Annotated in this window: 27 protein-coding genes and 1 pseudogene; 11 read left to right on the plus strand and 17 right to left on the minus strand. The window is 53.1% G+C overall.

The window, feature by feature from the left end:
- Positions 1-84: 84 nt before the first annotated feature.
- The 3 genes from mltC to mutY all read right to left on the minus strand — a co-directional run bounded on the left by mltC (position 85) and on the right by mutY (position 2,620).
- On the minus strand, positions 85-1,170 hold the full coding sequence (gene mltC / locus HV314_RS04770; RefSeq protein WP_016154410.1) for a membrane-bound lytic murein transglycosylase MltC: 1,086 nt from the start codon (positions 1,168-1,170) through the stop codon (positions 85-87).
- A gap of 94 nt (positions 1,171-1,264) precedes the next feature.
- Entirely contained in the window at positions 1,265-1,540 is a 276-nt protein-coding gene (locus tag HV314_RS04775; RefSeq protein ID WP_016154409.1) for an oxidative damage protection protein, read from the minus strand.
- A 27-nt stretch (positions 1,541-1,567) separates the two neighbouring features.
- Positions 1,568-2,620, minus strand: coding sequence for an A/G-specific adenine glycosylase (gene mutY / locus HV314_RS04780; RefSeq protein WP_103928601.1), 1,053 nt, complete (start codon positions 2,618-2,620; stop codon positions 1,568-1,570).
- Positions 2,621-2,780: 160 nt separating this feature from the next.
- On the opposite strand from mutY, the gene trmB reads away from it, so the two are divergent.
- The 5 genes and pseudogenes from trmB to HV314_RS27545 all read left to right on the plus strand — a co-directional run.
- Positions 2,781-3,500 (plus strand): tRNA (guanosine(46)-N7)-methyltransferase TrmB, encoded by a 720-nt coding sequence (gene trmB / locus HV314_RS04785; protein ID WP_016154407.1) that lies wholly within the window; start codon positions 2,781-2,783, stop codon positions 3,498-3,500.
- Entirely contained in the window at positions 3,500-3,826 is a 327-nt protein-coding gene (locus HV314_RS04790) for a YggL family protein (RefSeq protein ID WP_016154406.1), read from the plus strand. Before trmB ends, HV314_RS04790 begins: the two co-directional genes overlap by 1 nt.
- Before the next feature lie 49 nt (positions 3,827-3,875).
- Positions 3,876-4,595: a DUF2884 domain-containing protein gene (locus HV314_RS04795; RefSeq protein ID WP_016157447.1), complete on the plus strand. Its 720-nt coding sequence runs from the start codon at positions 3,876-3,878 to the stop codon at positions 4,593-4,595.
- Between the two features lie 188 nt (positions 4,596-4,783).
- On the plus strand, positions 4,784-5,830 hold the full coding sequence (gene ansB, locus HV314_RS04800; RefSeq protein ID WP_016154404.1) for an L-asparaginase 2: 1,047 nt from the start codon (positions 4,784-4,786) through the stop codon (positions 5,828-5,830).
- A 119-nt stretch (positions 5,831-5,949) separates the two neighbouring features.
- Positions 5,950-6,062: pseudogene (locus tag HV314_RS27545) on the plus strand (DUF1202 family protein); the annotation flags it as partial.
- Positions 6,063-6,087: 25 nt separating this feature from the next.
- On the opposite strand, the gene hemW reads toward HV314_RS27545, so the two are convergent.
- The 5 genes from hemW to HV314_RS04830 are packed head-to-tail and all read right to left on the minus strand — an operon-like array spanning position 6,088 to position 9,394.
- On the minus strand, positions 6,088-7,224 hold the full coding sequence (gene hemW / locus HV314_RS04810) for a radical SAM family heme chaperone HemW (RefSeq protein ID WP_181547459.1): 1,137 nt from the start codon (positions 7,222-7,224) through the stop codon (positions 6,088-6,090).
- A complete protein-coding gene (locus tag HV314_RS04815; RefSeq protein ID WP_016154402.1) occupies positions 7,217-7,810 on the minus strand; it encodes an XTP/dITP diphosphatase in 594 nt (197 codons plus the stop codon). Before HV314_RS04815 ends, hemW begins: the two co-directional genes overlap by 8 nt.
- A 7-nt stretch (positions 7,811-7,817) precedes the next feature.
- Entirely contained in the window at positions 7,818-8,108 is a 291-nt protein-coding gene (gene yggU / locus HV314_RS04820) for a DUF167 family protein YggU (protein WP_005123286.1), read from the minus strand.
- Positions 8,105-8,671 carry a YggT family protein gene (locus tag HV314_RS04825; RefSeq protein ID WP_016154401.1) on the minus strand — a complete coding sequence of 189 codons (567 nt, stop codon included), beginning with the start codon at positions 8,669-8,671 and terminating at the stop codon, positions 8,105-8,107. Before HV314_RS04825 ends, yggU begins: the two co-directional genes overlap by 4 nt.
- Positions 8,672-8,689: 18 nt before the next feature.
- Positions 8,690-9,394, minus strand: a complete 705-nt coding sequence (locus HV314_RS04830) for a YggS family pyridoxal phosphate-dependent enzyme (RefSeq protein ID WP_016154400.1) — start codon at positions 9,392-9,394, stop codon at positions 8,690-8,692.
- Positions 9,395-9,411: 17 nt separating this feature from the next.
- Here HV314_RS04830 and HV314_RS04835 point away from each other — a divergent pair, with 17 nt between their 5' ends.
- Positions 9,412-10,392, plus strand: coding sequence for a type IV pilus twitching motility protein PilT (locus tag HV314_RS04835; RefSeq protein WP_016154397.1), 981 nt, complete (start codon positions 9,412-9,414; stop codon positions 10,390-10,392).
- On the opposite strand, the gene ruvX is transcribed toward HV314_RS04835, so the two are convergent.
- From ruvX to metK, 8 genes are all read right to left on the minus strand, one after another.
- On the minus strand, positions 10,389-10,805 hold the full coding sequence (gene ruvX, locus HV314_RS04840; RefSeq protein WP_003825428.1) for a Holliday junction resolvase RuvX: 417 nt from the start codon (positions 10,803-10,805) through the stop codon (positions 10,389-10,391). The genes HV314_RS04835 and ruvX overlap by 4 nt on opposite strands.
- Positions 10,805-11,368 (minus strand): YqgE/AlgH family protein, encoded by a 564-nt coding sequence (locus tag HV314_RS04845; protein WP_016154395.1) that lies wholly within the window; start codon positions 11,366-11,368, stop codon positions 10,805-10,807. The genes ruvX and HV314_RS04845 overlap by 1 nt, the downstream gene beginning before the upstream one ends.
- A 176-nt stretch (positions 11,369-11,544) precedes the next feature.
- Positions 11,545-12,492, minus strand: coding sequence for a glutathione synthase (gshB, locus tag HV314_RS04850; RefSeq protein WP_016154394.1), 948 nt, complete (start codon positions 12,490-12,492; stop codon positions 11,545-11,547).
- A 12-nt stretch (positions 12,493-12,504) separates the two neighbouring features.
- Positions 12,505-13,236: a 16S rRNA (uracil(1498)-N(3))-methyltransferase gene (gene rsmE, locus HV314_RS04855; RefSeq protein WP_016154393.1), complete on the minus strand. Its 732-nt coding sequence runs from the start codon at positions 13,234-13,236 to the stop codon at positions 12,505-12,507.
- 75 nt (positions 13,237-13,311) lie between these two features.
- Positions 13,312-14,019, minus strand: a complete 708-nt coding sequence (gene endA, locus HV314_RS04860) for a deoxyribonuclease I (RefSeq protein ID WP_016154392.1) — start codon at positions 14,017-14,019, stop codon at positions 13,312-13,314.
- Positions 14,020-14,113: 94 nt separating this feature from the next.
- Positions 14,114-14,611 carry a SprT family zinc-dependent metalloprotease gene (locus tag HV314_RS04865; protein ID WP_016157438.1) on the minus strand — a complete coding sequence of 166 codons (498 nt, stop codon included), beginning with the start codon at positions 14,609-14,611 and terminating at the stop codon, positions 14,114-14,116.
- A 77-nt stretch (positions 14,612-14,688) separates the two neighbouring features.
- On the minus strand, positions 14,689-16,083 hold the full coding sequence (gene galP, locus HV314_RS04870; RefSeq protein WP_016154390.1) for a galactose/proton symporter: 1,395 nt from the start codon (positions 16,081-16,083) through the stop codon (positions 14,689-14,691).
- Between the two features lie 397 nt (positions 16,084-16,480).
- Positions 16,481-17,635 (minus strand): methionine adenosyltransferase, encoded by a 1,155-nt coding sequence (gene metK / locus HV314_RS04875; RefSeq protein ID WP_003027071.1) that lies wholly within the window; start codon positions 17,633-17,635, stop codon positions 16,481-16,483.
- A gap of 538 nt (positions 17,636-18,173) precedes the next feature.
- On the opposite strand from metK, the gene HV314_RS27295 reads away from it, so the two are divergent.
- The 4 genes from HV314_RS27295 (at position 18,174) to speB (ending at position 21,582) form a co-directional block, all read left to right on the plus strand.
- Positions 18,174-18,311 (plus strand): hypothetical protein, encoded by a 138-nt coding sequence (locus tag HV314_RS27295; protein WP_269149342.1) that lies wholly within the window; start codon positions 18,174-18,176, stop codon positions 18,309-18,311.
- Between the two features lie 91 nt (positions 18,312-18,402).
- Entirely contained in the window at positions 18,403-18,534 is a 132-nt protein-coding gene (gene yqgB, locus HV314_RS04885; RefSeq protein WP_049041971.1) for an acid stress response protein YqgB, read from the plus strand.
- Between the two features lie 8 nt (positions 18,535-18,542).
- Positions 18,543-20,519 (plus strand): biosynthetic arginine decarboxylase, encoded by a 1,977-nt coding sequence (gene speA, locus HV314_RS04890; protein ID WP_016154389.1) that lies wholly within the window; start codon positions 18,543-18,545, stop codon positions 20,517-20,519.
- 142 nt (positions 20,520-20,661) lie between these two features.
- Positions 20,662-21,582, plus strand: a complete 921-nt coding sequence (speB, locus tag HV314_RS04895) for an agmatinase (protein ID WP_049282160.1) — start codon at positions 20,662-20,664, stop codon at positions 21,580-21,582.
- A gap of 111 nt (positions 21,583-21,693) precedes the next feature.
- Here speB and HV314_RS04900 read toward each other — a convergent pair whose 3' ends face one another.
- Positions 21,694-22,452, minus strand: a complete 759-nt coding sequence (locus HV314_RS04900) for a M48 family metallopeptidase (protein ID WP_016157437.1) — start codon at positions 22,450-22,452, stop codon at positions 21,694-21,696.
- Positions 22,453-22,731: 279 nt separating this feature from the next.
- On the opposite strand from HV314_RS04900, the gene tkt reads away from it, so the two are divergent.
- A complete protein-coding gene (gene tkt / locus HV314_RS04905) occupies positions 22,732-24,723 on the plus strand; it encodes a transketolase (protein WP_016154386.1) in 1,992 nt (663 codons plus the stop codon).
- Positions 24,724-24,802: the final 79 nt, after the last annotated feature.

A 24,802-nucleotide genomic window follows, 5' to 3' on the forward strand; every position in this document is an offset into this window, starting at 1 on the left:
TTTCGGATTGCAAAGCAAAAGAGTGATGGAGTTAACGTTTTTCCCTCTTTAGGCCCCCGTTTTAGGGGGCAAGAGAGGGATACATTAGCGGCGACGATATGATTTTTGTGCGGAATTGACCTTGTAAAGATATCGGCGTGATTCAGCAGATGGGTGTCGGGTGGTCAGCGTTTGATAAACGTCTCCAGGGGACATGCTGTTAATGATGTTTGCGGCCTGAATTTTATCGTTCGAGAACACGCGCAGCACGCTGCCCGCTCCGCCGTTATACGCGGTGATCACCGCATAGCGACGCGAGGTCGGATTATCAATGCCGCCCAAATAGACATTATTCAGCATTGCCAGATAGGCAGTACCGGTATCAATGTTGCTGGCCGGGTCAAACAAGAAGCTACGGCTTGGCGTGCCTGAGCGCCCCTGGGAACGGAACACATCTTTTCCGGCGCTGTGTTGTACCACCTGCATGAGTCCCAGCGCATCGGCATGGCTGACCGCATACGGGTTAAACGAGGATTCGGTTTGCATGATGGCCAGAATCAGCGACTCGTCGACGCCATACTTACGTGAAGCCTGACGTACCATGCCGACGTATTTATGCGCGCGCTTATCAAGGTGATTTGGGACCAGATTGATCGTCACGCTATAGATGATACGCAAGCCATTGCTGCGCTTTTTCAGTCGCGTTTGTAGCAGGTAGTTGGCAAAGTTGGTTGCACGTCCCTCCCAACGAATAGGCTGGCCGGTATTATCGACTACCTGCCCGTACAGGAACGGCTCTTTGGAAATCTTAATGTCGTCGACATCGGAATAGAGGTCGATAGAACCCGGATCATCGCCCATCAGCAACGTCTTGATAATCGCTAGACGCAGATGTCCGGCTGGATCTGTCCCGGCAATGGTCTCGACGGTTATCGTACCGTCATCAAAATTGATATGGCTGCGGGTTTGATACTGATCGGTATACTTTACGTAGTCCTTCGGACCCGCAATCAGCACTTCCTTAAATCCCCACAGATTCTCAATGTTATGGGCAAATTGCCCCATCAGAATATCAAAACCGTTGGTATCCTTGACCCAGGCTTCGTTATAGGAATCGCCTTTTTTGGTCGAACTGGAACAGGAGATGAGCAACGGCGCGATAACGGCAAGCGCGAGAAATTTTTTCATCATTCCGGGAGTGCGTGTTGTGTTTGTTGTTGTATCGTTTTGCCGGATGGCGGTGCAAGCACCCTATCCGGCCTACGAGATTGCCAGCAAGCGATGCTTATTTTTTTTCTTCAGGCGTATAGCCTTCAATATGCACATCCTTACCTTCAAACAGGAAGTTAATCATCTCCTGTTCCAGTAACTTACGGTGTTCAACGTTCATCATATTGAGTTTCTTCTCGTTAATCAGCATGGTTTGTTTATGCTGCCATTGCGCCCATGCTTCTTTAGAAATCTCGTTATAGATGCGTTTTCCCAGATCGCCCGGGTACAGCTGAAAATCCTGTCCTTCTGCTTCGCGTTGCAGGAAAGTGCAAAAAATCGTTCTGCTCATAAAAAATCCTCTTTATCGACCGGTACGTTAAACCTGTGTGCCGACACGTAATTGCTGTAACAAACGCTCCACGGGGGCCGCCAGTCCGACCGACGGCGGTTGCGCTAAGTTATACCAGAGCGCGTTGCCTTCATCCATGCATGAGGTGAATGAGGACACGGGAAGCCACATAGGCACAATATCTAAGTGGAAATGGCTAAAGGTATGGCGAAACGCATTAAGTTGGGTCAGATTATCTGCGTTAATTTGCCGTTGCGCCAGCCAGTCGCGTAGCCCATCCTCATCATCAAACTGCGGAAAACAGTATAAGCCACCCCATAAGCCGCTGGGTGGTCGCTGCGCGAGCAACACCTCGTTTTCATGCTGCATCAGTAAAAAATAGCCCGTCCGTTCTGGTAATGTCTGTTTGGGTTTTTTACCCGGGTACAGCGCCCAGCTTGCATTGGCGCTCGCCACACAGCCATTTTCCAACGGACACAGGGAACATTTGGGTTTTGAGCGCGTACAGACCATGGCGCCTAAATCCATCATCGCCTGATTAAACCGCTCAACCCCATGGGCTGGCGTAACCTGCTCGCTCAACTCCCACAGTTTCTTTTCGACCTCTTTTTTACCCGGCCAGCCGCTTACAGCATAACAGCGAGCCAGCACACGTTTGACGTTACCGTCAAGAATCGGAAAATGCTGACCCAGGGAGAGCGAAAGGATCGCGCCTGCAGTTGAACGTCCGACGCCTGGCAGGGCGGCCACTTCATCAAAGGTTTGCGGGAATGAGCCGCCGTGCAGCGTCACAACCTGTTGCGCGGCTTTATGCAGATTACGCGCTCGAGCGTAATAGCCCAGCCCGGTCCATAAATGCAGGACTTCATCCAGCGGCGCATGGGCTAAATCCGTTACCGTTGGGAAGCGCGCCATAAAGCGCTCAAAGTAGGGGATAACGGTCGCAACCTGAGTTTGTTGCAGCATCACCTCAGAGAGCCATACTTTGTAAGGCGTCTTATCAATTTGCCAGGGCAGCGTTTTCCGCCCGTATTTGTCGTACCAGCTCAAAACCTGAGCCGAGAATTGAGACGCTTGCATGATTACCGTTTCATTATTGCCGGGGGCAAGATTGCAGCACAGCGGCAACGGGGTGTAAACCGGAACTTTCCGCTGCTCACTTTCTTCCTTTACTTGCATCCGGCAACTAACTTTGGATAATGCCCGTTTTCAGAACTCAAACACAGCAGACTAAACTTTTATGAAGAACGACGTCATTTCACCGGAATTTGATGAAAACGGCCGCCCGCTGCGCCGGATTCGTAGTTTTGTTCGTCGCCAGGGGCGACTGACGAAAGGGCAGGAACACGCGCTGGAAAACTACTGGCCGGTGATGGGCGTTGAGTTCAGCGAAGAACCTGTGGATTTCGCTGCGCTGTTTGGTCGCGATGCGCCAGTCACGCTTGAAATTGGTTTTGGTATGGGGGCTTCGCTGGTGGCGATGGCGAAAGCGCGTCCGGAGCAAAATTTCCTCGGCATTGAGGTTCACTCACCGGGCGTTGGCGCGTGTCTGGCTTCAGCTCATGAAGAGGGCGTCGAGAACCTGCGTGTCATGTGCCATGATGCCGTCGAAGTCCTGCATAAAATGATTCCTGACAATTCTTTATCTATGGTTCAGCTGTTTTTCCCTGACCCGTGGCATAAAGCACGTCATAATAAACGCCGTATCGTTCAGGTACCGTTTGCTGAGCATATCTTAAGCAAGCTGAAGCTGGGCGGCGTGTTCCACATGGCAACCGACTGGGAAGCCTATGCGGAGCACATGCTTGAAGTGATGTCCTCGATTGACGGGTATAAAAACCAGTCAGAGAGTAACGATTACGTACCGCGCCCGGAATCGCGCCCGGTAACCAAATTTGAACAACGTGGTCATCGTCTTGGCCACGGCGTATGGGACTTAATGTTCGAGAGGGTGAAATAATGGCAAAGAACCGTAGCCGTCGTCTGCGTAAAAAAATGCACATCGACGAATTCCAGGAAGTAGGATTTTCGGTTGCATGGCGTTTCCCGGAAGGTACATCTGGAGAGCAGGTCGATCAAATCGTTGATGATTTTATCAATGAAGTTATCGAACCGAACAAGCTGGCCTTTGACGGCAGCGGCTATCTGGCCTGGGAAGGTCTGATCTGTCTGCAGGAAATCGGCAAATGCACCGAAGAACATCAGGCTATCGTGCGTAAGTGGCTGGAAGAGCACAAACTCGAAGAAGTGCGCACCAGCGAACTTTTCGATATTTGGTGGGACTAAGTAGCAAAGGGTCGGCAAATGCCGGCCCAATTTGTATTGAGGGAAAGATATGATGCGCAAAACGCTGCTGGCGGCAGTCCTAACGTTCACGGCGATGGCCGCACATGCTGATTATCAGTGCAGCGTCACCCCGCGTGACGATGTGATTTTGAGTCCACAAACGGTACAGGTGAAGGGTGAGAACGGCAACCTGGTCATTACCCAGGCCGGTGATGTCACCTTTAACGGTAAACAGTACAACCTGAACGCCGCGCAGCGTGAACAGGCCAAAGATTATCAGGCGGCGTTGCGTAGCAGCCTGCCGTGGATTGACGAAGGTGCCAGAGCGCGCGTGGAGAAAGGTCGCGTGGCGCTGGATAAAATCATCGCCAAAGAGGTCGGCGAAAGCAGCAACATGCGTGGCCGCTTAACTAAGCTGGATGCGCAATTGAAAGAGCAGATGAACCGCATTATTGAACATCGCACTGACGGCCTGACCTTCCATTATAAGGCGATTGATCAGGTTCGCGCGGATGGACAACAGCTGGTCAATCAGGCGATGGGCGGTATTTTGCAGGACAGCATCAACGAGATGGGGGCGAAAGCCGTGCTCAAAGGCGGTGGTAATCCGCTGCAGGGCGTGCTCGGAAGCCTCGGAGGTTTGCAAACCTCAATTCAGAACGAATGGAAGAATCAGGAACAAGACTTCCAGCAGTTTGGCAAAGATGTTTGTGCCCGCGTCGTGACGCTGGAAAACGATCGTAAAACGCTGGTTAGCACTCTGAAATAATCTTCACCTCTTTTTAACGGCACAGAAACATTCTGTGCCGTTTTATTTTGTATTTTTCTGTTTTTTTGATATCCATCTCTAAGAATAACAATTTGATGGAGATATAAATCTGGTTAATTGGATGGCGTCACATTATTCATCTGTAAGATAGACATAATGCTGCAAATTCAAGTAACTGGAGAAATAACATGGAGTTTTTCAAGAGAACGGCACTTGCCGCACTGGTTATGGGTTTCAGCGGCGCGGCGCTTGCACTGCCAAACATCACTATTTTAGCTACCGGCGGGACGATTGCCGGCGGTGGTGACTCTGCAACAAAATCTAACTACACGGCAGGCAAAGTCGGCGTAGAAAATTTGGTTGATGCCGTACCTCAGTTGAAAGATATCGCCGTTGTGAAAGGCGAGCAGGTGGTAAACATCGGCTCCCAGGATATGAATGACGAAGTCTGGCTAACGCTGGCGAAAAAGATTAATACCGAGTGTGATAAAACTGACGGCTTCGTGGTAACACATGGTACGGATACCATGGAAGAAACCGCCTATTTCCTCGATCTCACCGTCAAGTGCAACAAGCCGGTGGTGCTGGTCGGCGCAATGCGTCCGTCTACGGGTATGAGCGCTGATGGCCCGTTCAACCTGTATAACGCCGTGGTAACCGCCGCAGACAAAGCCTCTGCCAACCGTGGTGTGCTGGTGGTGATGAACGACACCGTTATGGATGGTCGCGACGTGACCAAAACTAACACTACGGATGTCGCTACTTTCAAATCCGTTAACTATGGTCCGCTGGGGTATATCCATAACGGTAAAATCGACTACCAGCGTACGCCTGCGCGTAAGCACACCACATCCACGCCGTTCGATGTATCTAAGCTGACCGAGCTGCCGAAAGTTGGGATTGTTTACAACTACGCTAACGCCTCCGATCTGCCAGCCAAAGCATTGGTCGACGCGGGTTATGCCGGGATCGTCAGTGCGGGTGTAGGTAACGGTAATCTGTATAAAACCATTTTCGATACGCTGGCCACTGCCGCGCATAAAGGTACCGTTGTGGTGCGTTCATCCCGTGTACCAACGGGCGCCACCACCCAGGATGCTGAAGTTGATGATGCGAAATACGGATTTGTGGCGTCAGGCTCTCTGAACCCGCAAAAAGCGCGTGTTCTGCTGCAACTGGCTCTGACCCAAACCAAGGATCCTAAGCAGATCCAGGAAATGTTTAATCAGTATTAATCACTCCGGCCCCGGTCATCCGACTGGGGCGTTTTCTCAAAATCTTCTGAATATGCGTAACGATCAATTCGCTCATCATTTTTGTGGTTATGATGATTGCCGATCGTTATTTTGCATATTTATACACCTTAGTGGGATTGGTCGGGGATTATACATTTTTTGAAAGACCTAGACGAAAGACCATCCTGTAAAGTTTTCCGCCATGCTGACCACTAAAGGCACACCTGTCAATAATGCGCCCGTGGGCGCATCGAGCATCACTCCGCCAGAAACAGCTCCAGCAGCGAATTCAAAAATAGCTTACCGTGTTGGGTAATCTGCCAGTATTCATCGCATTCACTCAGATAGCCCTGGGCAATGGCCTCATCGATCTGTCGACGAATAACGTCTTCGGTAAGCCCGGTATATTGCGTGAACTCCGCGCGAGGCGCGGCTTCCAGCAGCCGGAAACGGTTCATAAAGAACTCAAACGGCTTATCGGCCTCGGCGACATCTCGCTGGCTTTCCAGATAACGTCCTTGCATGTATCCGCGCGGATGTCGCGTTTTGGTAGTGCGCAGGATGCGACCGTCAGGGAAAGTGACTTTGCCGTGCGCGCCGCAGCCAATGCCTAGATAGTCGCCAAAACGCCAGTAATTTAGGTTGTGCTGACACTGATAACCCGGTCTGGCGTAGGCTGAGGTTTCGTACTGCTGATACCCCGCGGCGGTCAGCAATTGGTGGCCTTGCTCAAAAATATCCCACAGCGCGTCGTCGTCCGGTAATACCGGTGGTCGGGACCCGAACAGCGTATTCGGTTCGATGGTCAACTGATACCAGGAAAGATGCGGCGGGTTGAGCGCGATGGCCTGCTGTAAATCGCCCAGTGCCTCTTCCAGCGTCTGATCCGGTAAACCGTGCATCAGGTCGAGGTTAAAGCTGCGTAGTCCCAGACCGCTCGCCAGGTGCGCTGCACGTTTGGCTTCTTCCGGCCCGTGAATACGTCCCAGACGTTCGAGTTTGGCGGAGCTAAAGCTCTGTACACCAATGGAGATACGGTTTACGCCAGCACGTTGATAATCCACAAAGCGATCGGCTTCCACCGTACCGGGATTCGCCTCCATCGTGATTTCTGCATCTGCGGCGAGATTCAGCCGTGCGCGCACGCCGTCGAGCAGCGTTTGCATTGCCGGGCCAGAAAGCAGGCTCGGCGTACCACCACCGATAAAAATCGTCTTTACCTCGCGGCCCTGGGCGTGGGCCACCTCAGAATCCAGATCGCTCAGCAGATGCTGCACATAGTCGTCATGAGGGACTTCGCCTTTAAGCGCATGCGAGTTGAAGTCGCAGTACGGGCATTTCTGCACGCACCACGGGATGTGTATGTAAAGACTTATCGGTGGAAGCTTAACCATTACGCAGGGCATCCAGCAGCAGCTTCAGCGCTTGTCCGCGGTGAGAAATCGCACTCTTTTCTTCGCGGGTCAGTTCGGCGGCGGTTTTCCCTTCAGAGGGCACAAAGAAGATTGGGTCGTAGCCAAAACCACCGTTTCCGGCAGGTTCACGGGCAATAACGCCCGGCCAGCGTCCGTGGCAAACCACAGGTGTTGGATCGTCTGCATGGCGCATATACACCAGCACGCAGTGGAATTGTGCCTGGCGCTTGTCATCAGGAACATCCTGCAGGGTGTGGAGCAGTTTTTCCAGGTTCTGCTGATCGGTTGCATCTTCGCCGGAATAGCGGGCTGAATAGATGCCCGGCGCGCCGCCAAGGGCATTTACCGCCAGACCGGAGTCATCAGCAATGGCGGGTAAACCGGTAATTTGCGCGGCATGACGTGCCTTCAGAATGGCGTTCTCAATAAACGTCAGCCCGGTTTCTTCTGCAGAATCAACACCCAGATCCGTTTGGGCAACAACATCAAGACCGAAATCACTCAGAAGAGAGGCGAGTTCACGCACTTTACCGGCGTTGCCGGTCGCGAGGACAACTTTTTGCATGGGATACCTAATCAGTTAGCGCCGCAATTTCGGGCGGGATCTGTTGCGGATGAATGATTTTAACCTGTTTGTGACGACCAAGCTCGCCCTTCTCAATGACGACCTGGCTTTTTGCCACACGGAACTGTTTGCCGAGAAACTTCACCAGATGGCTATTGGCTTGCCCATCAACCGGTGGGGCGGTAATGGCGACTTTTAGTTCGTCGCCATGTAAACCTACAATACTGTCACGGCTGGCTTTAGGCTGAATGTAGAGCCGTAAAACCAGACCGTCATCGCAGGGGGTAACGGCACTCATAGCGCCATCCACAGCCCCGGCAGCAGCATGTTACCTGTCGCCTGTAACACTTCTGCGATGCCCATGTTAATGACATACAGCAGCAGAACCAGGATCATTGGCGAGAAATCGATCCCGCCCATGCCTGGAAGTAAGCGACGAATAGGACGCAGCAGCGGATCCGCCAGTTGAATCAGCACGTACTCCACAGGGCTGCGGCCCTGGCTGACCCAGCTCATAATCGCCATCACCAGCAGAACCCAGAAAATCAGCAGTCCGATAGTCTTCAGGACAATCAGCACGGCGGCGATCCAGATGATCGGCTGGAACGTAACCACCTTAAACAGCACGATGGCCTTGATAAAGCTCAGAACGAGCGCAACTAATGCCGATGCGCTGTCAATTGGCCCCATCGGGGGAATGATACGGCGTAACGGCCCAATAATGGGCTGAGTGATTTTCACAATAAACTGCGAGAACGGGTTGTAGAAATCGCAGCGAGACCATTGCATCCACACGCGCAGCAGCAGCGCCATGGTATACAGCTCAATTACCGTTGAGAGCAGGAAGGTCAACGTATTCATGGTGTTCCTTAGTTTTCCTTATTTTTTAGTGTAATCACGAGCACCAAAAATGGCAGTGCCGATGCGCACCATCGTGCTACCCGCCGCAATGGCGGCATCCATATCATCAGACATCCCCAGTGAGAGCGTGTCGATACTTGGGTAACGTGTTTTCAACCCGGCAAATGCTACCGCCATTTGCTGTGCAACTTCAAACTGCCTTACATAATCTGACTCTGGCGCCGGAATCGCCATCAGACCACGCAGGGTAATGCGTGGCAGCGCGGCGACTTCAGCGGCCAGTGCGTCAAGCTCTGCAAGCGGAATACCTGACTTACTGTTCTCATCGCTGATATTAATCTGAATCAACACATTGAGCGGCGGCAGTTCCGCAGGGCGCTGTTCGCTCAGACGGGCAGCGATACGCAGACGATCAATCGTATGGCACCAGTCAAAATGTTCAGCGACCAGACGACTTTTGTTCGACTGCAGCGGGCCGATAAAGTGCCACTGCAGATCGTTAACGCCTTTTTCCTGAAAGTAGCGGATCTTATCCACCCCTTCCTGGACATAGTTTTCACCGAAGGCACGCTGCCCTGCGGTCATGGCTTCTTCGATGGCGCTCGCAGGTTTGGTTTTGCTGACTGCAAGCAACATAACTTCTTCTGAAGACCGCCCGCAACGCGTCGCGGCGGCTGAGATTTTGTCCCGGACATGTGCCAGGTTATGCGCGATATCGTTCATTTTCCGAGGATGTTCATATGAATATGGAAGAAATAGTGGCCCTTAGTGTAAAGCATAACGTGTCGGATCTACACCTGTGCAATGCATGGCCTGCGCGCTGGCGCATACGTGGAAAAGTCGAAATAGCACCATTTACTCCCCCTGACGTGGAGAATCTGCTGATGTGCTGGCTCAGTGAGCAACAACAGGTACAGTGGCGGGAACAGGGGCAGATTGATTTTGCCCTTACGTTGGCGGACTCCCGGCGTCTACGCGCCAGCGCATTTGCTCATCAACAGGGAACCTCGCTGGCGCTAAGATTGCTACCGCTTGAATGTCCTCGTTTAGACGATCTCCAGACCCCGGAGGCCATACCTGAACTGCTGCACGGTGAAAATGGATTAGTTCTGGTCACTGGAGCCACCGGCAGCGGTAAATCAACCACCCTGGCGGCGATGGTGGAGTACCTTAATCAACATATTGCGGGGCATATTCTGACGCTGGAAGATCCGATTGAATATCGCTACACCAGCCAGCGTTGTCTTATTCAACAGCGGGAGGTGGGCGTACACTGCGCTTCTTTTGCTGCCGGTTTGCGCGGCGCGTTACGCGAAGATCCCGACGTCATTTTGCTGGGCGAGCTGCGCGACGTGGAAACTATTCGTTTGGCCTTAACGGCAGCGGAGACCGGGCATCTGGTGTTGGCAACCTTACATACGCGAGGGGCGGCGCAGGCCATCGCGCGGCTGGTGGACACCTTTCCCGCACAGGAGAAAGATCCGGTGCGTAACCAGCTTGCAGACAGCCTGCGGGCGGTACTTTCGCAAAAGCTGGAGGAAGATAAGCAGGGAGGACGCGTGGCGCTATTCGAACTGCTCGTCAACACGCCCGCCGTGGGCAATTTGATCCGCGAAGGGAAAACGCATCAGCTACCCGGTGTGATTCAAACCGGGCAGCAGACAGGTATGCAGACGTTTGCACAAAGTCAGCAGCAGCGCCAGGCGCAGGGGCGACTTTAGTAGCCCTGCTCGAAATAGCTTTCAAGGATAATAACGGCAGAAGCGGAATCTACTTTGCCTTTATTCAACGCCCGGTATCCGCCTTGCTCAAACAGGCCTGAGCGGGCTTCGACGGTGCTCAAACGTTCATCGTGTAGCGTTACGGTTACGCCAAAGCGACCGTGAATACGGTTAGCGAATTTGCGCGCGCGCGCAGTAAGGGGTTGTTCGGTGCCATCCATGTTGAGCGGCAGGCCGACAATGATTTCGTCCGGCTGCCACTCTTTTAGCAGGCGTTCAATCAAACTCCAGTCTGGCGTACCGTCCTGTGCTTTGATGGCGGGCAAGGGTCTCGCCGTACCGGTAATGCGTTGACCAACCGCGACGCCGATACTTTTCGTACCAAAATCAAAAGAGAGTAATGTTCCGCTCATCAGGCGTGTCCCGCCACGCCAGGCATGGTCTGAATATCTATCCCGATAAGCTTCGCCGCATCGCGCCAGCGGTCGGCAATCGGTGTTTTAAATAAGATGTTGAGGTCTGCGGGAGCAGTGAGCCAGGCGTTATCCAGTAGCTCTTGTTCCAGTTGACCTTTTTCCCATGATGAATAGCCCAGCGCAACCAGCACTTCGGATGGCTGCTCCTGCGTACCCAGGGTTTCAAGTACATCGCGGGAGGTGGTGATGATAGTGTTATCTGAAATGCGAATACTGGAGGCAAAGCGTGACGGCGGGGTGTGTAGAATAAATCCACGGTCTTCCGCCAGCGGGCCGCCGAGCATCACCGGTTTGTCCAGACGAATGGCAGGATCGCGTGCTTCTGGAGTAATCTTCAGCTTTTCCAGAATCCCTTCAATTTGTAAGTTTTCCAGAGGTTTATTGACGATAATCCCCATTGCTCCGTTCTCATTGTGTTCACAGATATACACCACGGAACGGCGGAAAATCGGATCCTGGAGAGCAGGCATGGCAATTAGAAAGTGATGCTGTAAATTCATTGTCAGAGGTTCTGTTTCCTGGTTCAAAAAAGCAACAGAGCCCAGTATGTGGGCAAAGCGCGAAGATGTCACCCTCTGAAGATAGCTTTGCCGGATGGCGGCTTTGCCTTATCCGGCCTACGGGGTGCAAATGTAGGCCGGATAAGACGCGAAGGCATCGCCATCCGGCAACTTATTTATTTCTGCAAACGTGCCTCGATGGCGTCCATCAGCATACCGGTAATCGAAACCGGGAACTCCGCTTCAATTTCACGAATACAGGTTGGGCTGGTGACGTTAATTTCCGTCAGACGGTCGCCAATGATATCCAGACCGACAAAAATCAAACCTTTTGCTTTCAGCGTTGGCCCAATGCGACGTGCAATTTCCCAGTCGCTGTCGGTTAATGGACGCGGCTCGCCACGACCGCCGGCTGCCAGGTTGCCACGGGTTTCGCCGCCTTGTGGAATACGCGCCAGGCAGTACGGAACGGGTTCGCCATCGACCACCAGCACGCGTTTATCGCCGTCTTTAATTGCCGGCAGATAGTTCTGCGCCATGCAATAACGGGTACCGTGCTCGGTCAGTGTTTCGGCAATAACGCCAAGGTTCGGATCGCCTTCCTTCACGCGGAAAATAGATGCGCCGCCCATGCCGTCCAGCGGTTTGAGAATGATGTCGCTGTGTTTTTGCCAGAAGGCTTTCAGCTGCGCTTTGTTACGCGTGACCAGCGTTTCCGGCGTCAGGTCGGCAAACCATGCGGTGAACAGCTTCTCGTTACAATCGCGCAGGCTCTGCGGTTTGTTGACGATTAGCGTCCCTTTCTCCTCTGCACGTTCCAGAATATAGGTTGCGTAGATGAACTCGGTATCAAACGGCGGATCCTTACGCATCAGAATGACGTCCAGATCTGCCAGCGGGAGATCCTGCTCGCTATTGAACTCATACCATTTGTCGTAGTTCTGCTCTACGCTCAGGGTACGCGTACGGGCGCGGGCTTCACCGTTGATAAGATAGAGATCGGCCATTTCCATATAATGAATTTCGTAACCGCGACGTTGCGCTTCCAGCAGCATAGCGAAGCTGGAATCTTTCTTGATGTTGATGCTTGCGATGGGATCCATCACGATGCCGAGCTTGATCATTGTTCTTCTCCGTTAGCCCAGATCGCCAAAACGCACCTGTAGCGCGGTGATGGCGGTGAGCGCAGTTGTCTCAGTACGCAGAACGCGAGGTCCTAACAGAATATCAGTAAATTGATATCGTGCGGTCATGGCAATTTCATCTGCCGACAGCCCACCTTCGGGGCCAATCAGCAAGCGGATGCGTTCCACCGGGAGCGGCAGCGTATTGATGCTGGCGCTGGCGCGGGGATGCAGGTTCAGTTTCAGACCTTCATCTTGTTCGGCGCACCACGCTTCCAGATCCATCGCCGGGCGAATTTCAGGCACCCGATTACGACCGCACTGTTCGCAGGCGGCAATGGCGATTTTCTGCCACTGCTGGAGCTTCTTGTTCAGGCGTTCGCTGTCCAGTTTAACGCCGCAGCGCTCAGAAAAAAGTGGCGTAATGAGGCTTACACCCAGTTCAATCGATTTTTGGATAGTAAATTCCATTTTTTCACCCCGCGACATCACCTGGCCCAGGTGGATGTGCAGCGGCGATTCTCGATCGTCGAGTTCAGCGTTAAGCACCTTCACGTCCACGCTTTTCTTACTGGCGTGGGTGATTTCGGCGTCGAATACCTGATTGCTGCCATCAAACAGCTGTAGCGCCTGGCCTGGCCCCATACGCAGTACGCGGCCGATATGGTTGGCTGCATCTTCACACAGTGAAATTTGGCTGCCGGAAGTGAGTGGCTCAGGGTGATAAATGCGAGGAATGCGCATAGTTAAACATCCGCGTCATGGCCCTGGGCTGCAAAAGGCCAGGGCATGGTTAAAAAATATTGCTGCTAGTGTAGGTTAGCTCTTTTGCGCCTGGCAAGCGCGTTGCACATAGGGGTTATGGTTCCCCTGTACCTTCGCAATGCGTTCGTCGCGCTCACACTCCCAATCGGTGACCGGATACTGCTTATTCCAGGCATTAAAAAGCTGAGTTTGCTGGCGGGAGAGCGTCAGGTTGTATTGGTCGCGCATGTAAAAATAGGTACGCGCGATGGCGCCACGGGCGCGGGCTGGCGGCTCGGCAACTTTCTCTTTGAAGTCAACCTTCATGGTGCATTGTCCATATTGGCCTTCACCACCGTTCCACTGGCTGTACATAAAGTTTGCGCGATCGCCATTGACCTCACCCACCGCGGGCTGCAGGTTATGCATATCGCTTTCCATTTTGCGATAGACCGGATCTTTAGCGCAGTTTTTACGCCCTCCGTCCTGCCAGCACTGGCGCTGATGACCAAATTGCCAGGCGGGGACAACGTGTTCCCATTCAATTCGACTGGCGCGGTTTTCATTTTTTCGCACTTTATAGCCGCAGGATTCGAGGTCAACGACCCCTTTTTTTCCTTGCCAGTTAATTTTACATCCGCAATAGAAATCGCCTGGCGCATCGGCGTTAACTTTAACGCCTGCTGCTTTTGCCTGAGAAAAACTGTTGATGCCTTCGGCTAAAACCGAGCCTGAAAACGCAGCGGCTAACAGGGCCGCAGCAAAAGAAAGATTACGGTACATCACGAACTCCGTGTCAAAACGAGCCCGCAACGTAGCGAAAGTCATTCCTGTATGCAATCAGTTAGATCAGAAAAGTTCCTGATAATTCTGAAGATTATTCTGCAACCAGCGGTTCACCGCAGTGAACGCAGCGGTAGGTGGCTTCGCCGCGTACAACGCGGTTATGGCGGCGGACGGTCAGTTGGTGCTCCTGACACTTACAGCGGTATGTAAAGGTCTTACGCTGCACGGATTGCAGCTCAAACTGATGCGTGCGCCGGGCCGGTACGCCCAGCACGCTCTCCATCATCCATTTCCACTCTTTCCCGTGCGGCGGTACGCGGCCAAAGTGTTTCCACACCAGTAGATGCGCCAGTTCATGGGGCACCACTTCGTTAACGAACGCGTCAACATTCTCCATCAGCAAAACTGGATTAAGACGAATTTCGTAGGTTTGTAGCCACGCGGTACCCGCGGCGGTTCCGCGCTGTTGGTAAACCAGCTTTGGTTCCGGGTATTGGCGTTCGAGCTTGAGATTGGCCTGAGCGAGTTTTTCCCGCAGGCTGCGCATAACGGCTTGCTGGATGGCGATCGGGAGACGGGAGGTTTTCATAACGCCAGAGGATAGTGCGACAGGGAAGGGACTGCAAGAGGAAGGCTCCCTCCCACGGGGGAGGAAGCCTAACGAGATTAGTCGTGTGCGCCAATTTCGCGCAGTTTACGACCTTTCATCAGGTTACGTTCAATGTGTTCCAGAGAGACGTTTTTAGTTTCAGGGATCAGCCACAGGGTCAGGAAGATGAACAGTACGTTCAGGCCACCGTAGACCCAGAAGGTGTTGGCGCTGCCCAGCGAGTTCAGCATCGTCAGGAAGGTTGCGCCGACAATCATGTTGGCAATCCAGTTAGTTGCGGTAGAGCAGGTGATGCCGAAATCGCGACCTTTCAGCGGCTGGATTTCAGAGCACAGTACCCAAATCAGCGGACCGGCGCTCATCGCAAAGCCAACGATAAACATTAGCAGCATCAGGACAGCGAAGTATTGTGCGGCTGGCGAGTGAATACCCACGTGCATCATTGTACCCAGCACGCCCATACCGACGGCCATGACGATAAAGCCGAGGATCAGCGTAGGTTTTCGGCCCCAGCGGTCAACCAGGCCAATGGCGATAAAGGTTGCCAGCACGTTGGTCAGACCGACAATAACGGTCCCCCACATCTGTTCGGTGGTGTTGGTGTAACCCGCCAGCTCAAAGATTTTTGGCGCGTAATACATAATGACGTTCATCCCGGTGAACTGCTGCATCACCTGTAATAGAACGCCAAGGAAAACTGCGCGGCGGAAGTTGCTGTTTTCTTTAAACAGCGCCCAGCCGCTCTGCTTCACTTGCAGGCTTTCACGAATTTCATCCAGCTCGCGTTTGGCTTCAGCGCTGGTGTCACGCAGACGCAACAGAACGCGTTCGGCATCGACAAAACGACGTTTAGCCGCAAACCAACGCGGGCTGTCCGGCAGGAAGATGACGCCAACCAGCAGTAACAGGGCAGGGATGATGATCACGCCCAGCATCCAGCGCCATGCGCCGCTGTAGCTAAATGCCGTATCGGAAAGATACGCACCTAAAATACCGATGGTGATCATTAACTGATACATAGAAATCATGCTGCCGCGAATTTTTTCCGGGGCGATTTCGGACAAGTACAACGGTGCGGTATAAGACGCAACGCCGACTGCCAGGCCGAGCAGCACGCGGGAAACCAGCAGCACTTCAACGTTTGGCGCTGCGGCGGAGAACAGCGAACCGGCAACAAACAGGATTGCGCCGATCATCAGGCTTTTTTTACGCCCCAGCTTAAAGGAGAGCCAACCGCTGCCGACGGCGCCCACTGCCGCACCAAACATCATGGAACTCACCACCCATTCCTGAGTGTGTGGGGTAATTTGGAACTCGTCGGTGATGAATGGTAAAGCACCGGCAATAACACCGATATCCAGGCCAAAAAGTAATCCAGCCAGGGCTGCCAGGAAGCAGACAAAAAATGTCATGGCTTTGTTGGAATGCCCCGTTTTTTTATTGTCAGGCATGATGCCCTCCGTTGGGTAGCTAGTTTTGTTGATGTTAAGGGTAGGTGAGTACGGGGTAAAAAAATGCGAATCACATCACATTAGTGTAATCGGTTACACTGGCATTCATGTGGATTATTGTTTAATGAGTTGAAAGTTAACATTATTTATTATTATAGAATAAAGTTGATTGGCTGATTTTAAGACATTGCTGAAATATGATGTAACAGTGATGCAATGCTGGTAACGAAGAGATGTGAATTCAAGGTAGATAGAAATACTGTGCTATGTAATCGCTTTCATTTGTTATTGAAGCAAATGAAATTAGCGTGGTTATAGCGATGGGGGATGGGAGAGCAAATGACATAAAAAAGACCAGCATGAGGCTGGTCTTCATAAGCATTGAGCCGTCGGGGAATTACTTCAGACCGGCAGCTTCACGCAGCAGGGCGGCTTTGTCGGTTTTTTCCCATGGGAAATGTTCGCGACCAAAGTGACCGTAAGCGGCGGTTTCTTTGTAAATTGGGTGCAGCAGATCCAGCATCTGAATCAGGCCATACGGGCGCAGGTCGAAGAACTCACGCACCAGCAGGGTCAGCTGTTCTGAAGGCACTTTTTCAGTACCGAACGTTTCCACCATGATAGAGGTCGGTTCAGCCACGCCGATTGCGTAGGAAACCTGAATCTCACAACGGTCAGCCAGGCCAGCGGCAACGATGTTTTTCGCTACGTAGCGGGCTGCATAAGCTGCGGAACGGTCAACTTTAGACGGATCCTTACCAGAGAATGCGCCGCCGCCGTGACGGGCCATGCCGCCGTAGGTATCAACGATGATTTTACGACCCGTCAGACCGCAGTCACCCATTGGACCGCCGATAACGAAACGACCAGTTGGGTTGATGAAGAACTTGGTTGAAGCTGTCAGCCATTCAGTCGGCAGTACCGGCTTGATGATCTCTTCCATAACGGCTTCTTGCAGCGATTTCTGATCGATATCTTCAGAGTGCTGAGTCGACAGAACAACCGCATCGATACCGACGATTTTACCGTCGTCATACTGGAAGGTTACCTGGCTTTTTGCATCCGGGCGCAGCCAGGATAAGGTGCCGTTTTTACGCACTTCAGCCTGACGCTGCACCAGACGGTGAGCATAGGTAATCGGGGCTGGCATCAGCACGTCGGTTTCGTTGGTTGCATAACCAAACATCAGACCCTGGTCGCCTGCGCCCTGTTCCAGCGGATCCGCACGGTCAACACCCTGGTTGATGTCCGGAGACTGTTTACCAATCGCGCTCAGTACCGCACAAGAGTTGGCATCAAAGCCCATGTCGGAATGCACATAGCCAATTTCGCGAACCGTGTTACGGGTGATCTCTTCGATATCAACCCATGCGCTGGTGGTGATCTCACCGCCAACTAAAACCATACCGGTTTTGACGTAGGTTTCGCAGGCAACGCGTGCTTTCGGATCCTGCTCCAGGATTGCATCCAGCACGGCATCAGAGATTTGGTCAGCGATTTTGTCAGGATGCCCTTCTGATACGGACTCGGACGTAAAAAGGTGTTTTGCCATATTTAATTTCACCTAAGGAGAATGTAGTTAGCTCAAACTGTCGAGTGGAATAGCCATGTGTAGAAGATTCTACCATGAGTCTGCAGATGACGGACACTGGCAGTCTGAGTGTTAATCGGTATAGATGGATTAACATCTGGACGGCTATTTTAAGGCGGTTCTGCGCCTGATTTCCAGCTTTTTTTGATTGAGCTCGCATTGTACTGAAAATGTAACTGGAAATTTTTCCTGACGGTGCTGGCAATGCGCGTATTTATCTTTTGCTTTTTCGTACTGTTGTCGGTATAAAACGCGGCGCGCGGCTCATATCCGTCATACTTCAAGTTGCATGTGCGTTGGCAATACTCGCCCAGTCACTTACTCCTGTAAGCGCCCGGGGATTCACTGCGTTGCCGCCTTCCCGCAACTCGATTTATTGAGGATAGACAAAAAAGCACACGACGTTTTCATCGTGTTGCCACTTCCAGCCGGGTTAAAACTTTAGCTTTGGCTTGTGGGTTCGTTCCGTCAGGAGCAACCGTGGAGGTGATACGAGATAATGAACCGTTGTATTCTGCTGAATCTGTCGCACCGTTCTGGTGTACATATGTCCCCCGCAATCTGCATCTTGCATACCTGCCGATGTTATACCCATCTCGGCGCTTCTCAGGACTCCAGGGCCGGCAACGGTCACTAAGAACTGAACAAGGGCGCTCTTGGTAAACAAGAGTTTTCTCGTGGTTTCGCCGAACCGTCAGCATTAAGTTCGGTTACGTGTTTACATTGATATGAAAAAGAAACCGGTCGCACAGTCGGAGCGTCAGCACTATCTGCTGGAAATTCTGCCTGTATTTGGGTTGTTATCGCGTCTTCGGATTGCGATAGTAGTCAACTGTTTTACACTTGTTAATAAAATTTGAGGTTCGCTATGTCTGACGACATTTCTTTGGGTTCGCCTTCGTCAGCAGGCGAACACGGTGTACTACGCTCCATGCAGGAGGTTGCAATGAGTTCCCAGGAAGCCAGCAAGATGCTGCGTACTTACAATATTGCCTGGTGGGGTAATAACTACTATGACGTCAATGAACTGGGCCACATCAGCGTGTGCCCGGATCCCGACGTACCAGAAGCGCGCGTTGACCTTGCTGAGTTGGTGAAAGCCCGTGAAGCGCAGGGCCAGCGTTTGCCTGCATTGTTCTGCTTCCCGCAGATCCTGCAACACCGTCTGCGTTCGATTAACGCCGCGTTTAAGCGCGCCCGTGAGTCTTACGGCTACAACGGTGACTATTTCCTCGTTTACCCGATCAAGGTTAACCAGCACCGTCGCGTGATTGAATCGCTGATCCACTCCGGCGAACCGCTGGGGCTGGAAGCCGGTTCTAAAGCTGAACTGATGGCCGTTCTGGCTCATGCCGGAATGACCCGCAGCGTGATCGTGTGTAACGGCTATAAAGACCGCGAATACATCCGCCTGGCGCTAATTGGCGAAAAGATGGGCCATAAGATCTATCTGGTCATCGAGAAGATGTCTGAAATCGCTATCGTGCTGGATGAAGCTGAACGACTGAATGTTGTTCCGCGTCTGGGCGTGCGTGCGCGTCTGGCGTCGCAAGGGTCCGGCAAATGGCAGTCCTCCGGCGGAGAGAAATCGAAATTCGGCCTGGCGGCAAACCAGGTGCTGCAACTGGTAGAAATGCTGCGCGAGCGCGGTCGTCTGGACAGTATTCAGTTGCTGCACTTCCACCTCGGCTCACAGATGGCGAACATTCGTGATATTGCCACCGGCGTACGTGAGTCGGCGCGTTTCTACGTTGAGCTGCACAAGCTTGGCGTAAATATCCAGTGCTTCGACGTGGGCGGTGGCCTGGGCGTGGACTACGAAGGTACCCGTTCGCAGTCTGACTGCTCCGTAAACTACGGCCTGAACGAATACGCGAACAACATCATCTGGGCCATTGGCGACGCCTGTGAAGAGCACGGTCTGCCGCACCCGACGGTAATTACCGAATCCGGTCGGGCTGTTACCGCGCATCATACCGTGCTGGTGTCTAACATTATCGGCGTTGAGCGTAGCGAGCATACCGAAGCAACGCCTCCGGCTGACGATGCGCCGCGTGCCCTGCAAAGCATGTGGGAAACCTGGCAAGAGATGCATGAGCCGGGAACCCGTCGTTCGCTGCGTGAATGGCTGCACGACAGCCAGATGGATCTGCACGATATTCACGTTGGGTACTCTTCAGGCACCTTTAGCCTGCAGGAACGCGCGTGGGCAGAACAGCTCTATCTGAACATGTGTCACGATGTGCAAAAACAACTCGACCCGAGCAACCGCGCGCACCGTCCGATTATCGACGAGTTGCAGGAGCGTATGGCGGATAAGATTTACGTCAACTTCTCACTGTTCCAGTCGATGCCGGATGCGTGGGGGATCGATCAGCTGTTCCCGGTGATGCCGCTGGAAGGGCTGAACAAGGCTCCTGAGCGCCGTGCGGTGCTGCTGGATATCACCTGTGACTCTGATGGCGCTATCGACCACTATGTTGATGGTGACGGCATTGCGACCACCATGCCGATGCCGGAATACGACCCTGAGAACCCGCCGATGCTGGGCTTCTTTATGGTGGGTGCGTACCAGGAGATCCTTGGCAACATGCACAACCTGTTCGGTGATACTGAAGCGGTTGACGTGTTCGTCTTCCCTGACGGCAGCGTGGAAGTTGAGCTGTCTGACGAAGGGGATACCGTGGCGGATATGCTGCAATACGTGCAGTTGGATCCGAACACCCTGCTAACTCAGTTCCGTGACCAGGTGAAAAACACCGATCTGGATACCGAGTTGCAGCAGCAGTTCCTCGAAGAGTTTGAGGCAGGTCTGTACGGATATACCTATCTCGAAGACGAGTAATGCTGTTGGGGTTCGCTTGAACCTGAGCAAATTAACGGCGATAATTCGCCTATACAAGTAGTCACGTAAATCAATCCCTTCCTCGTCGGGCTTAACGACGCGGAGGGGATTTTTTTTCACCGATTTTAAAAGAGGTCAGTACATGAGCACCTTAGGTCATCAATACGACAACTCCCTGGTTTCTAACGCCTTTGGTTTTTTGCGTCTGCCGATGAACTTCATGCCGTACGACAGCGACGCCGATTGGGTGATCACCGGCGTACCGTTTGATATGGCAACGTCTGGCCGCGCGGGCGGTCGTCATGGTCCGGCTGCGATCCGTCAGGTTTCCACTAACCTGGCGTGGGAACACAATCGCTTCCCGTGGGACTTCGATATGCGCGAGCGCCTGAACGTGGTGGACTGCGGCGATCTGGTTTATGCGTTCGGTGATGCCCGTGAAATGAGTGAAAAACTGCAGGCGCATGCTGAGAAGTTGCTTTCTGCTGGTAAGCGCATGCTCTCTTTCGGCGGTGACCACTTCGTCACGCTGCCGCTCCTGCGCGCGCACGCTAAACACTTTGGTAAAATGGCGCTGGTGCACTTTGATGCCCACACCGACACCTACGCTAACGGCTGTGAATTCGACCACGGTACCATGTTCTACACTGCGCCGAACGAAGGTCTGATCGATCCGAATCACTCTGTGCAGATCGGTATTCGTACCGAGTTCGACAAAGATAACGGCTTTACCGTGCTGGATGCTTGCCAGGTGAACGATCGCGGCGTAGATGACGTCATCGCCCAGGTTAAGCAGATTGTTGGTGATATGCCGGTGTATCTGACCTTTGATATCGACTGCCTCGATCCGGCGTTTGCTCCAGGAACCGGTACGCCCGTGATCGGCGGTCTGACTTCCGATCGCGCGATCAAGCTGGTACGTGGTCTGAAAGATCTGAATATCGTCGGGATGGATGTGGTGGAAGTGGCTCCGGCCTACGATCAGTCAGAGATCACCGCGCTGGCGGCGGCTACGCTGGCACTGGAAATGCTGTATATCCAGGCGGCGAAGAAAGGCGAATAACGGGTTTCGGACTATTTTGCCGGATGTCGCTGACGCTAGTCCGGCCTACATTATTGCTGAATTTGTAGGCCGGGTAAGGCGTTCACGCCGCCATCCGGCACTGTTCGAGGATTATTTTATCCCGTCTGCGCTCATGCGATCGCGAATGTGTTGCGCACGTTCTGCAGATGCCGGGTGATCGTCAAACATTGAGCTTTGGCGTCCTGCTTCCAGTTTAGCCAGTTTCTCAAAGCTGGTGGCCAGGCCTGCCGGATTGATCCCACGTTTGCGCAACAAATCATACGAGTAATCATCCGCTTCGGATTCCTGACGCTGGGAGAACTGCGAGTTCACCAGTTTCTCGCCAAGATCGCCCAATTGCGACTGCGACAGGCTGCCGACAATGCCGCCAGCGGAAGCCGCTGCTGCACGTACGGCGTTAGTGCCCAGCGCGACCTGCATGCCTTTTTTCACGTGACCCAGCGCGACGTGGCCCATTTCGTGGCCGATCACCGCTTCGACTTCGTTATCGGTCATCATGTCCATCAGGCCGCTGTACACGCGGATACAACCGTTCGCCATGGCAAAGGCATTCACATCTTTCGCCATATAGACTTTGTAGTTCACCGGCTGGCCGTTAATGTTGTCGCCAAGCGCGGCGGCGATTTTGCCAAGACGCGTTGTGTACTCGCTGCTGGCAGGGGCGATAGTAGCCTTGCTGTCCATATCTTTACAGGCCTGATCGCTCAGCGCTTTTACCTGAGTATCGCTCAGACTATAGGCCTGAAAAGCCTCTGCGCCAGAAGAAAGCAGTCCGTTTGAGTCCATGTTCTGGCAGCCGGTCAATGCCGCCGCCATGCTCGTAGCAAGCAGTAAAGCGCGAATTTTCATTTTTTCTCTTCCGCACAAAGTCAGGATTTTTCTAAAAAATGCGTCGTTTGCAGGTAAACCGACGCTCGGCCTTAGTATAAAGAAAAGAACATTCAGCGGGCGAGAAGATTGCGCAACTTGCGCGCATGATCCAGAGATTTCTGAAGCGGTAAAAGGATGCTCCATGTACATGACACGCGGCTTGGGTTACATTGTTGGCACTTTTTTCCGGCGTAGCCCAAAACGCGCTGTCGTCAAGTCGTTAAGGGCTCAGCCTTCATTATCCGATCTGGAGTCAAAATGTCCTCACGTAAAGAGCTTGCCAATGCTATTCGTGCGCTGAGCATGGACGCAGTACAGAAAGCCAAATCCGGTCACCCGGGTGCCCCGATGGGTATGGCTGACATTGCCGAAGTCCTGTGGCGTGATTTCCTGAACCACAACCCGACTAACCCGTCCTGGGCTGACCGTGACCGCTTCGTGCTGTCCAACGGCCACGGCTCCATGCTGATTTACAGCCTGCTGCACCTCACCGGCTACGATCTGCCGATGTCCGAGCTGCAGAACTTCCGTCAGCTGCATTCCAAAACGCCGGGTCACCCGGAAGTGGGTTACACCGCGGGTGTTGAAACCACTACCGGTCCTCTGGGTCAGGGCATTGCGAATGCTGTGGGTATGGCTATCGCCGAAAAAACGCTGGCGGCGCAGTTTAACCGTCCTGGTCACGACATCGTTGACCACTTCACCTATGCTTTCATGGGCGACGGCTGCATGATGGAAGGTATCTCTCACGAGGTATGTTCCCTGGCCGGTACGCTGAAGCTGGGTAAACTGGTAGCGTTCTACGATGACAACGGCATCTCTATCGATGGCCACGTTGAAGGCTGGTTCACCGATGACACCGCTAAGCGTTTCGAAGCTTACGGCTGGCACGTGGTTCGTGGCGTTGATGGTCACGATGCTGACGCGATTAAGCGCGCAGTTGAAGAAGCTCGCGCTGTGACCGACAAACCGTCCCTGCTGATGTGCAAAACCATCATCGGTTTCGGTTCCCCGAATAAAGCTGGTACCCACGACTCTCACGGTGCGCCGCTGGGTGATGCAGAAATCGCACTGACCCGCGAACAGCTGGGCTGGAAATACGCGCCGTTTGAAATTCCGTCTGAAATCTACGCGCAGTGGGATGCGAAAGAAGCAGGCCAGGCAAAAGAAGCTGCATGGAACGAGAAGTTCGCTGCTTATGCGAAAGCCTTCCCGCAGGAAGCCGCTGAATTCACCCGTCGTATGAAAGGTGAAATGCCGTCTGACTTCGACGCAAAAGCGAACGAGTTCATCGCTAAGCTACAGGCTAACCCGGCGAAAATCGCCAGCCGTAAAGCGTCTCAGAACGCGATTGAAGCGTTTGGTCCTCTGCTGCCTGAATTCCTCGGTGGCTCCGCTGACCTGGCACCAAGTAACCTGACTCTGTGGTCTGGTTCTAAAGCTATCAACGAAGATACTGCCGGTAACTACATCCATTACGGTGTACGTGAATTCGGTATGACCGCTATCGCTAACGGTATCTCCCTGCACGGTGGCTTCCTGCCGTACACCTCCACCTTCCTGATGTTTGTGGAATATGCCCGTAACGCGGTGCGTATGGCTGCGCTGATGAAACAGCGTCAGGTGATGGTCTATACCCACGACTCCATCGGTCTGGGCGAAGATGGCCCGACTCACCAGCCGGTAGAGCAGGTAGCTTCGCTGCGTGTGACCCCGAACATGAGCACCTGGCGTCCGTGTGACCAGGTTGAATCTGCCGTTGCATGGAAATACGGTGTAGAGCGTCAGGACGGTCCGACCGCGCTGATCCTCTCCCGCCAGAACCTGGCACAGCAGGAACGTACCGAAGAGCAGCTGGCGAACATCGCGCGCGGTGGTTACGTGCTGAAAGATTGCGCCGGTCAGCCGGAACTGATCTTCATCGCTACCGGTTCTGAAGTTGAGCTGGCTGTGGCTGCCTGGGACAAACTGACCGCTGAAGGCGTTAAAGCGCGCGTGGTTTCCATGCCGTCTACCGACGCGTTCGACAAACAGGATGCCGCTTATCGCGAGTCCGTACTGCCGAAAGCTGTTTCCGCACGTGTTGCAGTGGAAGCGGGTATCGCAGACTACTGGTTCAAATATGTGGGCCTGAACGGCGCTATCGTTGGTATGACTACCTTTGGTGAGTCTGCACCGGCTGAGCTGCTGTTTGAAGAGTTTGGCTTCACTGTCGACAACGTTGTCGCGAAAGCAAAAGAACTGCTGTAATTTTGATTACAGGTGAAAACGGGTCGCTTATGCGGCCCGTTTTTTTAAAGTAAGTAAATTTATTTGGTCGTGCGCAACC

It is taken from the genome of Citrobacter sp. RHBSTW-00887, from assembly GCF_013728095.1.
Lineage (GTDB): Bacteria > Pseudomonadota > Gammaproteobacteria > Enterobacterales > Enterobacteriaceae > Citrobacter > Citrobacter braakii.